Source organism: Streptomyces europaeiscabiei (assembly GCF_036346855.1).
Taxonomy (GTDB): Bacteria; Actinomycetota; Actinomycetes; order Streptomycetales; family Streptomycetaceae; genus Streptomyces; species Streptomyces europaeiscabiei.
The window spans coordinates 1,475,003-1,487,514 of sequence record NZ_CP107841.1; the positions used below are offsets into that span (position 1 = coordinate 1,475,003).

Here is a 12,512-nt window from a genome sequence, read left to right on the forward strand (position 1 = left end):
ATCCGCCGCGTCAACACCACGGAGGCTGTCATGTCGCACAAAGAGCACGGTGCCGTCAACAGGCGGCAGTTCCTGACCCGGTTCGGAGCCGGGACCATAGCGCTCGTGGCCGGCTTCGATCTGGTCTCGCGGCAGTGGGTGACCGAGGCCGCGGCAGCGGAGAACTCCACTTTCGCCACAGCGCCCTCTCTCGACGGCACTCTCACGTTCGACGCGGCGTCCCTCGCGGCGAATTCGCACGACCAGGGCAACATCGTGTTCCAGAGACCGTGCGCGGTACTCCGGCCGGGTTCCGTCCAGGACATCCGGAAAATGGTCGGCTTCTGCGCCGACCACGGCATCGAGGTCGCGCCGGCCGGCGCGCACCACGCGATGTTCGGCCAACCGCTCGTGAGTGGTGGCCTGGTCATCGAGATGCGGTCGCTGGACACGATCCACTCGATCGGCACGGACGGCGCCGACGTCGACGCCGGCGTGCTGTGGAAGGACGTCATCGAGGCCGCGTACGAGCAGGGCCTCACGCCGGCGTCGATCACCAGCTACATCGGGACGACGATCGGCGGGACCCTGTCCATGGGCGGCATCGGAATGATGTCGGCCTACCGGGCGGGTGCGCAGGTCGATCACGCCCGGCGCCTCCAGGTGGTCACGGGCGAGGGCCGGCTCAAATGGTGCTCCGACACACAGAACAGTGACCTGTTCGAGGCGGCGCTCGCCGGACTCGGCCAGTGCGGTGTGATCACGCGAGCGACCATCGACCTGGTGCCGGCCAAGCAGCTGGCCCGCACGTACCGGATCGGGTACACGGACATACCGACGTTCTTCCGGGACATCCGCGTCCTGGCGAACCGGGGCGAGTTCGACTCGCTCGGCAGCATTCCCCAGCCGGGCACGGCACAGCCGCTGACGCTGTGGGCCACCGTCTTCCACAACCCGGGTGACGCACCCGACGCGTCCCATCTGCTCCGCGGGCTCAGCCCCGCCGCGGACGCGGCGGCGTTCGAGGACTCCCCCTATCTCGACTACATCTCGCTGGTCACGAACATGTACGACTCCTTCGCGGCGAACCTGGACTGGGACGCGAAGGTCAAGCCCTGGTCGGACCTGTTCCTGCCGGACGACGCCGTCGAGTCCTACGTCGAGTCGGTGTTCTCGTCGTTGACCCCCGAGGACCTGGGCCCGACCGGTTTCGGGCTGGTCTTCCCGATGCTGCGTTCCAGCTACGGCCGGCCGCTGCTGCGGCTTCCCAGCGGGGCGAGCGGGCCCTGGGTCTGGCTGGTCAGCGTGCTGACCGACGCCGCGCAGTCCGGCCCCGACCCCGAGTTCGCGGAACGCATGATGGACCGCAACTACCGCTTCTACCAGGAGGCGGCCGCCGTCGGCGGCGTCCGCTACCCGCACGGCGCGTGCGCGTTCACAGAGGCCGACTGGCAGGCACACTACGGCTCGATGTGGGCGCAGTTCGCCTCGTGGAAGAACCAGTACGACCCGTACGGCATCCTGACTCCGGGTCCGGGCATCTTCTGACGCGTCCGGTCCGGGGCGCCGGGGCAACCCACCTCGGTCTTCGAACCGTGATCCCGGCCTGGGCCGCGGCGCGGCCCAGGCCGGGATCACGGGCACACTCGGGCTTCACTCTTTCGGTGCCTGCCTCGGCCCGGTGCACGCGGCCGGTCGGGGGCCCGGAAGGCGGCCGATGCGCTGTGGTGGCTCAGGGGCGCGGGACATCCGGAGCGACGGGCGGGAGAAGCTCCGCACCGATGCTGCGGATCTGCCGGGTCTCGCAGCCCGTTCACGCCTATCGTGGAATGGCACACCGACGCTCGGCGCCAAGGCAGGCTGGACATGAGGGAACCGCATATCGACTATGCGGAGGTCTTCCGGGCGCTGCCCGGCATGGTGGCGCTGCTCACGCCCGACCTCGTGTACGCCGACGCCAACGAGGACTTCCTGCGGCTGGCCGGGCGCTCCCGCGAGCAGCTCCTGGGCCGCTACATCTTCGACGTCTTCCCCGAGAACCCGAACGAACCGGCCGCGGCCGGCATGCGCGAGACCCGGGAGTCGATGCTGCGGGCGGTGGCCACCGGCGAACGCGACACGATGGCGCTGCTCCGCTACGACATCGAGGACCCGCAGCGCCCCGGCCTCTGGCAGGAGCACTACTGGAGCCCGGTCAACGCACCCGTCCTCGGCCCCGACGGGAAGGTGGCGCTGATCGTCCACCGGGTGGAGGAGGTCACCGAGCTCATCCGCGCCCGGGGCGGCCCCGGTGGCGACAGCCGGGCCCAGGTGCTGGAGGCCGAGCTGTACACCCGCGCCCGCGAACTGCAGGAGGTCAACGAACGGCTGCGCACCGCGCACGCCCACGAGCGCGAGGTCGCCCTGGCCCTGCAGGCGGCGATGCTGCCCCCGCCCGGCCCGACCGGACAGCACGACGCGGCCGTACGGTACCGGCCCGCCATCGGTGCGCTGAACGTGTGCGGCGACTGGTACGACCTGGTCGGCCTGCCCGGCGAGGGCCTCGCGGTGGCCGTGGGCGATGTCGTCGGCCACGGCCTGGCGGCGGCCTGCGCCATGGGGCAGCTGCGCAGCGCCCTGAGCGGGGCCACCCGCCTCTCCGAGGGCCCTGCCCAGGCCCTGGAGGCCCTGGACCTCTACGCCCGCTCCGTCGAGGGCGCCGAGTCGACCACGGTCGTGACGACCTTCATCGACTGGGACAGCCACACCATCACCTACAGCTGCGCGGGCCACCCGCCGCCCGCCCTCGTGCACCCCGACGGCACCGTCACCTTCCTCAACGGCGCCACCGACCCGCCGCTCGCCGCCCGGCCCGTCCACGCCGCCCGCCCCCAGGCCCGCATGCCCTTCGTCGAGGACTCCACCCTGGTCCTGTACACGGACGGGCTGATCGAACGCCGTACCGAGGGCATCGACACGGGTCTGGAGCGCCTCGCCGACTCCCTGGCCCACCACCGCAAGCACGACCCGGAGACCCTGGCCGACGCCCTCCTGGCCGATCTTCTTCCGCCCTCCGGCAACACCGACGACACCGCGCTGATCGTCCTGCGGCTGTGACTGGCACGGCGTCCTGAGCCGATAGGGGCCCTGCGATACGGGCCCGGCGGGGCAGGTCCTGCGCGGCATCCCGCGGTGCGGTCACCTGCCCCAGATCTTCCGGTACCCCTCCCGGTAGCCCGACGGGTCCCAGCTCGTGGCGCCTGCGCTGTTGTCGGCTGTACTGACGTGGACGGGCGCCACATAACCGCTGGCCGGGCGGTCGGCGAAGGCGCGGTTGAACTCGTCGATGATCTGCCACCCCTGCAGGGAGAGCGGCTCGGGGACGGTGGCCGCCTGGTACTGGTCGCTGTTGACGCGCTGGAAGGCGGAGGGGTCGCCGTCCCCCGCACCGATGTTGAAGGGCGGGCCCGCGCCGTCCTTGCCGGCCGCGCGGAAGGCGGGCGCGGCGTCGGCGAAGTACAGGTCGTTGATGGCGACGGAATGGGTCCACCGGCCCTGGAAGCGGGAGAGGAGCGAGGAGACCTCGCGGGGCGTACGGCTGCTCGCGTCGGAGATCGGGATGTTCACGTACGACAGGAGTTTCACGCCCGCGCAGGTGGCGAGTTCCTTTCTGATCAGGTCGGACTTGTTCTTGGCGAAGGGGATCGAGGCGTCGGTGAAGATCACGACTCCGGCGTCACCGTCGGAGGTCGAGATGATCCATTGCGCGCTGATCCCGGCCACGTCCTCGACCTGGGTGGTGACGTTGGTGAACAGGGCGGGGCGCCGGCTGGGGCCGGGTGCGGCGACCGCGTGCCAGCCGATGAGGGGGATGCCCGCCTGCTCGGCGCGTGCGATCTGCTGCGAGGTCGCCTCGGGGTCGAAGCCGCCGATGACGATGCCCGAGGGGCGGAGGGTCACGGCCTCGCTCATCGCCGCCTGGATGCCGGCCGGGGTGCCGCCGCCGTCGATCACCCGGACGTTCCAGCCGATGACCCGCGCGGCTTCCCGGACGCCCTCGGCGGCGCCCGCGACCCCCGGGTTGGTCATGGTCTGGGCGACGTACACGATGGTTCTGCCGGTCACGGCTCGGGGACCGGTGGTCGGGCCGTTCCAGGGGATGTCGGTCCGCTCCGCCCGGCTGACGGCGCCCCGGGCCTCGGCTTGGACCTCGGGGCAGCCGCTCGGGCCCGAGGCGGACTCCTCCGGGTCACCGGACGAGCCGCGTTCGCAGCCGGCGAGCAGGGCGGTGGTCACGGTCAGCAGGGCGGTCGCCACGTACCGGGCTCCGGACGCGCGGGAGTTGGTCTTGCGTTTGTGGTGCACGAAAGGCTCCTCGCGGAGGGACGAGCGGGAGGACGCGGCAGGGCCGGGCGATCGTGCGGCGGTGCCCGCGGCCGAGGTCATGACGTACCGCCCGGTGGCGGGGCGGGCGGCGTATCCGGTGTCTCGGCGGGCGCGTCGCGGGCCGCGAAGACGCCGGTGCGCGTCCGGCGGCGGGCTGCGTATCCGGCGAGGCCGACGGCGAGGAGCAGGGTGCCGCCGTGGAACAGGGGCACCGTCCAGAAGTCGGCGCCCATCTGGGCGATGCCGGTGAGACCGACGGCGAGGACGGCGACGGCGACGAGGGTGCCCAGGGCGTTGGGGCGGCCGGGTTTGATCGCGGTGGAGCCGAGGAGGGCCCCGACGAAGGCGGGGAGCAGATAGTCGAGGCCGACGCTCGGATTGCCGATCTGCTGCTGGGCCGCGAGCAGCACCCCGGCGAGGCCGACGATCAGACCGGATGCGGCGAAGGCGCAGACGGTGTACCTGCGGACGGGGATGCCGACGAGGTCCGCGGCGCGCGGGTTCGACCCGACGACGTACAGGTAGCGGCCGATCGGCAGCCGCTCCAGCACCAGCCAGAGGGCGACCGCGAGCGCCAGCACGTAGAAGGCGGGGACCGGGAGGCCGAGGAACGTGGAGGTGTAGAGGTCGGTGAAGGCGGGCGGGAGGCCCTGGGGGCCGGGGACGATCCGGCCGCCGTCGGTGATCCAGCCGGTCACGGCGTACATCATGCTGCCGGTGCCGAGGGTGGCGATGAAGGAGTCGATCCGGCCGAACTCGACGATGACGCCGTTGAGGACGCCCATGACCGTCCCGCCGACGACCACGGCGAGGCAGGCGAGCGGCCAGGGCCAGCCGGCGTCGACGATGAGGTACAGCACCATGACGTGCGCCAGGCCGAGTCCGTAGCCGATGGAGAGGTCGAACGCGCCGGTCACGATGGGGACCGTGGCGGCGAGCGCGAGGAAGGCCGGGATCGACTGGGCGGAGAGGATCGAGTCGACGGTGTCCAGGGTGGGGAAGGTGCGCGGCAGGGCCAGGGAGAAGATCAGGACGAGCAGGGCGGTGAGGGCCAGAAGGCCGTAGGCGCCGATGACGTGCCCGCCGGGGCGGCCGCGGGGGCCGAGCCTTCTTGGCGGGCGCGGTCGACGCGGGCGCGGTGCCGACGGGGAGGGTGGGGTGGTCACGGGTTCGTCGCGGTTCCGGCGGGGGGCATGGCCGAGGCGGCCCGGGTCAGTCCCGCGACCGTGAGGGCCGGCCCGGTCAGCTCGGCCGTCACGGCTCCGCGGACGAAGACCAGGGCACGCCCACACACTCCCGCGACCTCCTCGAAGTCGGTGGAGATGAGGAGGACCGCGAGGCCTTTGGCCAGCGCCTCGTCGAGCAGGCGATGGACGGCCGCCTTGGCGCCGATGTCCACGCTCGCCGTCGGCTCCTCCAGGATCAGCAGGCGCAGACCGGTCCGGAGCCAGCGGCCGATCATGACCTTCTGCTGGTTTCCGCCGGACAGCGTGGCGATGGGGGCCTCGCTGTCGCGGGGCCGCACCGAGAACCGTTCGATCAGGGCGGCGGCCTCGGCGCGTTCACGGCGGGGGCCGATCCAGCGCGGCGTCGGCCCGTCTCCGGCGCGGGGGTTGGCCAACAGGTTCTCCCGTACGGTCAGTTCGGCGAGGCAGCCCTCCCGCTGCCGGTCACCGGGTACGAAGGCGACACCGTGTCCGACGGCGTCGGCGACCGTACGGGGGCGGTACGGGCCGCCGTCGAGGAGGACCCGGCCGCCCAGGAGGGGCCGGGCGCCGGCGAGGGCCCGGCCGAGGTCCATGTGCCCGGCGCCCGAGAGACCGACCAGGCCAAGGGTCTCCCCGGCTCGCAGCTCCAGGTCCACCGGGCCCGCGCCGGAGGTCCGTACGCCGCGGAGGGCCAGGACCGCGGGGCCGCCTGCCGGTGCCCTGGCGGGGCGGTGGCCGGCCGGTGCGGGCGTGGGGCGGTGGCCGGCCGCCTCCTCGCCGGTGATGTCACGCACCAGGCGGACGGGGCTGTGGCCCGCCGTCGAACCGTGGCTGACGAGGCGGCCGTCGCGCAGGACGGCGAAGGAGTCGGCGACCTCGTACACCTCGTCGAGGCGGTGGCTGACGTAGAGGATGCCGTGGCCGCGGTCGCGCAGGGCGTGCAGGACCCGGAAGAGGCGGGCGCAGTCCGCGGCGGGGAGGCGGGCGGTCGGTTCGTCGAGGACGATGAGCTTCGCGCGGGTGGCCAGAGCCCGGGCGATGGCGACCAGGGACCGCTCGGCGGGGGCGAGGCGGGCGATCGGCGCGTCGGGGTCGAGGTGTCCGCCGACGAGCGCCAGGGCCTCGGTACAGCGGTCCCGGGTGCGCCGCCAGGAGATCAGTCCGGCGCGGCGCGCGTACCCGGTGCTCAGGGCGATGTTCTCGGCGACCGTCATCCACTCGACGAGGCCGAGGTCCTGGTGGATGAAGGACATGTGGGCGGCGGCGTGGCTGCCGAGCGGGTGCCCGTCCACGGTGATCCGGCCCGCGTCGGCGTGGTGGACGCCGGCGAGGATCTTGATGAGGGTGGATTTTCCGGCTCCGTTGGGGCCGAGGAGCGCGAGAACACTGCCCGCGTGGACATCGAGGTCGACCCCGGCCAGTGCGAGGGTGCCGCCGAACCGTTTGGAGAGGCCGCGGACACGGACAAGTGGTTCCGGCCCACCGGGCGGGGCCGGCTGCGCAGAGGTGTCGTGAGCGTCGTGCACGGACAGCTCCGGGGGTCGGCCTGGCAAGTTCTTCCCTGGTTCGACTTGCGCCAGCGATACTAGCCGCCCATATCACCTCATTTGCGGCATTGAGTCACACTCTCTGCCCCCAACGGGCCAGTGCGCCGCTCCGGCGCCGACGCGTCGGCCACCTGGCACCGGTCGCGTCAGCCGCCGTCGAGCCCGCATTCGGCCCAGATGACCTTGCCCTCCGGGGTGTAGCGCGTGCCCCAGCTCTGGGACAGCTGGGCGACGAGGAACAGGCCGCGCCCGCCCTCGTCGGTGGTCGCCGCCCGGCGCAGGTGCGGGGCGGTGCTGCTGGTGTCGGAGACCTCGCAGATCAGGGAGCGGTCATGGAGCAGCCGTACCCGGATGGGCCCGGTGCCGTGGCGGATGGCGTTGGTGACCAGCTCGCTGAGCATCAGTTCGGCGGCGAACGCTGCCTCGTCGAGCCCCCAGTCGGTCATCTGCCGGAGGGCGGCGGCGCGGACCTCGCTGACGCGGGCCGGGTCGGCGGGCAGCTCCCAGGTGGCGATCCGCCGCGGGTCGAAGGCGTGGGTGCGGGCGACGAGGAGGGCGATGTCGTCGCCCGGGTGGGCGGGCGCCACGGTGTCCAGGACGACCCGACAGGTCTCCTCCGGGGTGTGCTCGGGGTGAGCCAGGGCCCCGCGCAACTGTTCGAGGACCACGTCGACGTCACGGTTGCGGTCCTCGATGAGTCCGTCGGTGTAGAGGACCAGCCGACTGCCCTCGCGCAGGTGGATGTCGACGGCTTCGAAGGGCAGCCCTCCGAGGCCGAGGGGAGGTCCGGCGGGCAGTTCGGGGAACGACACGGCGCCGTCGGGGTCGACCACGGCGGGCGGCGGGTGGCCGGCGCGGGCCAGGGTGCACTGCTGCGACGTGGGGTCGTAGACGGCGTACAGACAGGTCGCGCCGATGATGCCGCCGCCGTCGGAGACGGGGTCCTCCCGGTCCAGTCGGCCCACGAGGTTGTCGAGGTGGGTGAGGACCTCGTCCGGCGGAAAGTCGAGTTCGGCGAAGCTGCGGGCGGCCGTGCGGACGCGGCCCATGGTGGCGGCGGAGAGCAGACCGTGGCCTACGACGTCGCCGACGAAGAGGCCGATACGGGTGCCGGAGAGCGGGATGACGTCGTACCAGTCGCCGCCGACGTCGGACTCGGCGGGCAGGTAGCGGTGGGCGACCTCGACGGAGTCCTGGTCGGGGAGCCCCTGCGGGAGCAGGCTGCGCTGCAGGGCCAGGACCATGGTGCGTTCGCGGGTGTAGCGCCGGGCGTTGTCGATGGACAGGGCGGCGCGGGTGGCGAGTTCCTGGGCCAGCGAGCGGTCGTCGTCCCCGAAGGGGGCGGGGTCCTGCGCGCGGTAGAAGGCGGCGACGCCCAGGACGACGCCGCGGGCGACCAGGGGGACCGCGATGAGGGAGTGGACGTGGCTCAGCAGGCGGTCGGTGTGCTCGGGGTCCTGCGCGAGCCAGCCCGCCGCCGCCTTCAGGTCGGGTTCCAGCACCGCTTCCCGGCTGGTCAGACAGCGCAGCTGCGGGACGGTCGGGCCGTAGTCGACCTGCTTGCCGACCGGGCTGAAGGGGAGGTCGTCGCGGATGCCGTGGACCACCGTGCGGCGCAGGTCGCTGCGCGGGTCCGCGGCCTCCTCGCCCCGAAGCACGGGCTCGGCGAGATCGATGGTGACGAAGTCGGCGAGGCGCGGGACCACCGTCTCGGCGAGTTCCTGGGCGGTGCGGCGCACGTCCAGGGTGGTTCCGATCCGGGCACTGGCCTCGGACAGCAGCTCCAGCCGACGGCGCGCGGCCAGGGCGTAGCTGCCGACATGGGGCTCCCCCACCATCAGCAGACCCCTTTCGGGGGCCGACGAGCCGTTGGCGGTGAGGTCGTCGGCGGTGGCCCCATCAGAGGGGACTCCGTCGGTGGCGATGCCGTCGCTGGTGAGGCCGTCACTGACGATGCCGTCACTGGTGAGGCCGTCACTGGTGAGGCCGTCGACGGCTGCGGGGGTCCTGGCGGGTGGTGCGGTGTCGCGCAGATGACCGGGGGCCGGGACGGCGGCGAGCGGGCCGGGCGGCTCGGCGAGGAGGGTGCTCCGGAAGCGCCGCAGGGGCGGGGTGTCGGCGGGCGCGGTGGGCCGCCCGGGCTCGACGGGGAGGCTCAGCACCGTCCCGGCCTGGCGCGGGGCGGTGAGGGGCTCGTGCCGTGCGGCGCCGGGAAGGACGGCCTCGACGGCGATGCCCTCCACTCCGGAGGCACTGGTCATCGGGCGGCTCACGAGCGTGACCCGCCGACCGTCCGTCAGGGGTACGTCGACGGCGGCCCGCTGCCCGCGGGAGATCAGCTCGGCGGCCTTCTCCAGCAGGGCCGCCCGGTCCACGGGGCGCAGCCCGAGAACCAGTTCGTCGACGCCGACTCCGTGGTGCGGACCCGCACCGGCCCCGACCCCCGCGTCCAGGTAGGCCCGCAGCAGGGAACGCTCACGTACGGAGCTCTGTCCCAGCAGTCGCCTCTCGATGGCCGCGGCCGCCTTGCGGATCACGGCGTCCAGCGCCGGGTGCTCGAAGCCGCGCGGATATCCGAAGCACAGGACACCTTCGATGCGGCCGCTGAGCGGGTCGCGCACGGGAAGCGCGCGGCAGGCGCTGGCCTGGGAGCGTTCGGCGAAGTGCTCGGCACCGTAGACCCGGATCAGTCGGCGTTCCGCCAGGGCGAGACCGATGCCGTTGGTACCGGCGAACCGCTCGGCGAACACGAACCCGGGGACGGTCTGGATGTCCGGCAGCCCCCTGGCCAGCGACGCCTCCCCGAAGCGGCGCAGGAGAACGGTGCCGTTCGCGTCGGCGACGGAGATGTTCATGGCGCTGCCGGCGAACCTGGACTCCAGCCGGTCGAGCACGGGCACGGCCGCGCGGGCCATCCGGTCGTCCCGGTCGAAGTCGTCCCGGAAAGGGAGGTCGGAGCGGTCCGGCGACAGCCCCAGGGACCGGCACCGCCGCCAGGAGCTGAGGATGGACGTACGTACGCCCGCCTCCAGCGGCTCACCCTGCAGAAACCGCTCGCGGAAACGAGTGGGGCCCCTGTCACGGAAAAGGGTGGGGCTCGTGCCGTCTGTCGCACGTCCCGTGAGTATCGACTCGCCGTCGGACCGCACCACGCTGGCCTCACTCGCGCCCTGGACAATCCGCTTATCGGAAATATCTGGCATTGACGAGGATACGGGCATCGGCAACATGAGTCACGGTTCGCCGGATTCCTCACGCGCGGTAACCGGTCGGGCGGCGTCGAGCGGCGCAGCGCAGCGGGGAGACATCGACGTGGACCGGGCGACCGTCGCAGAGCAGCCCCCGGTAGACGACGTGGCTCAGGGCGTCTGGACGCGTGACGCCTCCGCCGTGATGGTCCGCGGCGATGAGATCCGTGCGGGTCACGGCCTCCGGGCTCTCCATGTCACCGAGGACCGGTCATGATGCGGGGCGGGCTTCCCGTTGTTGCCAGGACTCGGCGATGGTGCCCCACGGCAGCACCATCGGACAGCAACGCCGGGACAGCAACGCCGTCGGGACGACCGCCCCGGTCCACCCGCCCACGCCCCACCGCACATGATCCGCCGCGATCCGCGGCCACACGGCTCCAGGCGCCACGATCGGCCGGACCCCGGCACCCCACACATGCGAACCACCCGAAGGGCGCGTCGAACTCCCGCCGGGAGACGGCGGGGCCAAGGGCTCCGGCGACGCGGGCCGCCCGGGATCCCGCGCGACACCCTTGCTGACTACGCCGCAAACCACCCTCTAGCCGCCCGAATCCCCTCCCCGACACCCACCCATTCGAGCACACTGCAAATTTTACCTAGAGCAATGATTCATTCGCCGACTCCGCCCGTACCTCCTGGCGACCCACTCCCCTGCCAGGAGGTGCCCTTCCATGCGTCGCACATGGAGCATCGGAACGATCTTCGTGAGCGGCGGTCTGCTGATGACCGTCGCCGCGCTCGCCTACCCCGCATTGGTGGGAGTCGAGAAATCGGTCGCCACCCCGGACCGGATCATCGCGAACACCCAGTACGGCCCCCTCACCGAGGCGGACCGGGACTTCGTCATCAAGGTGCGTGCCGCCGGACTGTGGGAGTACCCGCTCGGCGAGATGGCCATGGAGCGCGGTACGACGCCGGAGATGAAGGAGGCCGGCAAGCATCTGGTCGTCGGGCACGCGGGCCTCGACGAGTTGTGCCGCAAGATCGCGCCCGAGCTGGGCATCAACCTCAACAACCAGGCCAGCCCGCAACAGCAGCAGTTCGTGGCGACCGCCGACGCGGCCACCGGCAAGGAGTTCGACTCCACTGCGGTCACCATCATGCGCGTCACACACGGCCAGATCTTCCCGACCATCGCCAAGATCCGCGCCAGCACGAGGAACACCATGGTGCGACAGCTGGCCGACCTGGCCAACGACACCGTGCTCGACCACATCACCGTGCTGGAGAAGACCGGACTGGTCAACCACGACCAGGTCAACTACCAGCAGACCAACCCGCCGAAGCTGCCCTCGGAACAGGTCACCCCGCCCGTACCCCAGCCGGGGGCCCCGATGGTCGTCCTGACGCCCCGCCCGGACCTGAACGTGCGGACGACCGCCCCGACCCCCTCCCCCACGGACGGATCGGCGGTGAACACCGCGGACGGATCCGCGGCGGAGTGACGACGCTGCCGTGAGGGGTGCGACAGGGGCCGGGCGGAGGCCTCAGGCGCCTCGGCCCACCCAGGTGTCGACCCAGCCGAGCGGATACGTCTCCGTGTCGTCCGTCGCCGGGGCGGCGGGTTCCCCGCCCGCCGTGTTGAACGCGGTCAACGCGTCGATGAGCGCCGTCCGCTGGTCCGGGGCGAGGCGCTCGACGACCGTGGCGAGTTCGGTGCGCCGCCGGGCCATGACGTCCTCGACGGCGCGCCGGCCCTCGTCGGTGAGCTGCAGCAGGGTCTCGCGACGGTTGCCGGGGTTGGTCTGCCGGTCGGCGAGCCCGGCCGCGATCAGCCGGTCGACCATGCGCATCGCGGTGGACGGGGCGACCTGGAGCTGGTCGGCGAGTACGACGAGCTTCGTGGCGCCACGCATGGACAGCACCACCAGCATCCGGAACTGCGGCAGTGTCACCCGCTCCTCGACGGCGGCGAGTGACCGTGCGGAGATCGCGACCAACAGCCGCGACGCGGTGAGCACCGCGCGCGTCACCTCATCGACGTCGTCCACGTCACTTGCCAGACCATCGCGTTCAGTCATGGTCCCTTTCTATCCCGCCGCGTCGTCCCGGCAGTCAGCGGATCCGTCCAGATTTTCCCTCCCCATGACCGAACGGGCCTCCGTCGCCGCCGCGCCCGAATCACTGGCGGCTCGACGGGAGGCGTGCGGTGGTGTTCACGG

Annotated in this window: 9 protein-coding genes; 3 read left to right on the forward strand and 6 right to left on the reverse strand. The window is 72.2% G+C overall.

Annotated elements, in window-relative coordinates:
• Window positions 1-30 precede the first annotated feature (30 nt).
• Together OG858_RS06180 and OG858_RS06185 are read left to right on the forward strand one after the other, a co-directional pair.
• On the forward strand, window positions 31-1,527 hold the full coding sequence (locus OG858_RS06180; RefSeq protein WP_086748651.1) for an FAD-binding protein: 1,497 nt from the start codon (window positions 31-33) through the stop codon (window positions 1,525-1,527).
• A gap of 318 nt (window positions 1,528-1,845) precedes the next feature.
• Window positions 1,846-3,075 carry a PP2C family protein-serine/threonine phosphatase gene (locus tag OG858_RS06185; RefSeq protein WP_328545068.1) on the forward strand — a complete coding sequence of 410 codons (1,230 nt, stop codon included), beginning with the start codon at window positions 1,846-1,848 and terminating at the stop codon, window positions 3,073-3,075.
• Window positions 3,076-3,156: 81 nt separating this feature from the next.
• Here OG858_RS06185 and OG858_RS06190 read toward each other — a convergent pair whose 3' ends face one another.
• The 5 genes from OG858_RS06190 to OG858_RS06210 form a co-directional block, all read right to left on the reverse strand.
• Entirely contained in the window at window positions 3,157-4,323 is a 1,167-nt protein-coding gene (locus OG858_RS06190) for a substrate-binding domain-containing protein (RefSeq protein ID WP_319068447.1), read from the reverse strand.
• Window positions 4,324-4,400: 77 nt separating this feature from the next.
• Window positions 4,401-5,510 (reverse strand): ABC transporter permease, encoded by a 1,110-nt coding sequence (locus OG858_RS06195; protein ID WP_086748957.1) that lies wholly within the window; start codon window positions 5,508-5,510, stop codon window positions 4,401-4,403.
• Window positions 5,507-7,078, reverse strand: a complete 1,572-nt coding sequence (locus tag OG858_RS06200) for a sugar ABC transporter ATP-binding protein (RefSeq protein ID WP_328545067.1) — start codon at window positions 7,076-7,078, stop codon at window positions 5,507-5,509. Before OG858_RS06200 ends, OG858_RS06195 begins: the two co-directional genes overlap by 4 nt.
• A gap of 167 nt (window positions 7,079-7,245) precedes the next feature.
• On the reverse strand, window positions 7,246-10,251 hold the full coding sequence (locus OG858_RS06205; protein WP_086748959.1) for a SpoIIE family protein phosphatase: 3,006 nt from the start codon (window positions 10,249-10,251) through the stop codon (window positions 7,246-7,248).
• Window positions 10,252-10,351: 100 nt separating this feature from the next.
• Complete coding sequence (locus OG858_RS06210; RefSeq protein WP_179201046.1) at window positions 10,352-10,525, reverse strand: hypothetical protein; 174 nt, start codon at window positions 10,523-10,525, stop codon at window positions 10,352-10,354.
• Window positions 10,526-11,021: 496 nt separating this feature from the next.
• Here OG858_RS06210 and OG858_RS06215 point away from each other — a divergent pair, with 496 nt between their 5' ends.
• Complete coding sequence (locus tag OG858_RS06215) at window positions 11,022-11,795, forward strand: DUF4142 domain-containing protein (RefSeq protein ID WP_327749233.1); 774 nt, start codon at window positions 11,022-11,024, stop codon at window positions 11,793-11,795.
• Between the two features lie 42 nt (window positions 11,796-11,837).
• On the opposite strand, the gene OG858_RS06220 is transcribed toward OG858_RS06215, so the two are convergent.
• The gene (locus tag OG858_RS06220; protein ID WP_086750099.1) at window positions 11,838-12,371 is read right to left on the reverse strand and encodes a MarR family winged helix-turn-helix transcriptional regulator; all 534 of its coding nucleotides are present in this window, start codon (window positions 12,369-12,371) and stop codon (window positions 11,838-11,840) included.
• Between the last annotated feature and the right edge of the window lie 141 nt (window positions 12,372-12,512).

Bases quoted from the DNA above. Each gene is read 5' to 3' on its own strand.
- OG858_RS06185 (WP_328545068.1), top strand. From the start codon at position 1,846: ATGAGGGAACCGCATATCGACTATGCGGAGGTCTTCCGGGCGCTGCCC.
- OG858_RS06215 (WP_327749233.1), top strand. From the start codon at position 11,022: ATGCGTCGCACATGGAGCATCGGAACGATCTTCGTGAGCGGCGGTCTG.
- OG858_RS06180 (WP_086748651.1), top strand. From the start codon at position 31: ATGTCGCACAAAGAGCACGGTGCCGTCAACAGGCGGCAGTTCCTGACC.
- OG858_RS06220 (WP_086750099.1), bottom strand. From the start codon at position 12,371: ATGACTGAACGCGATGGTCTGGCAAGTGACGTGGACGACGTCGATGAG.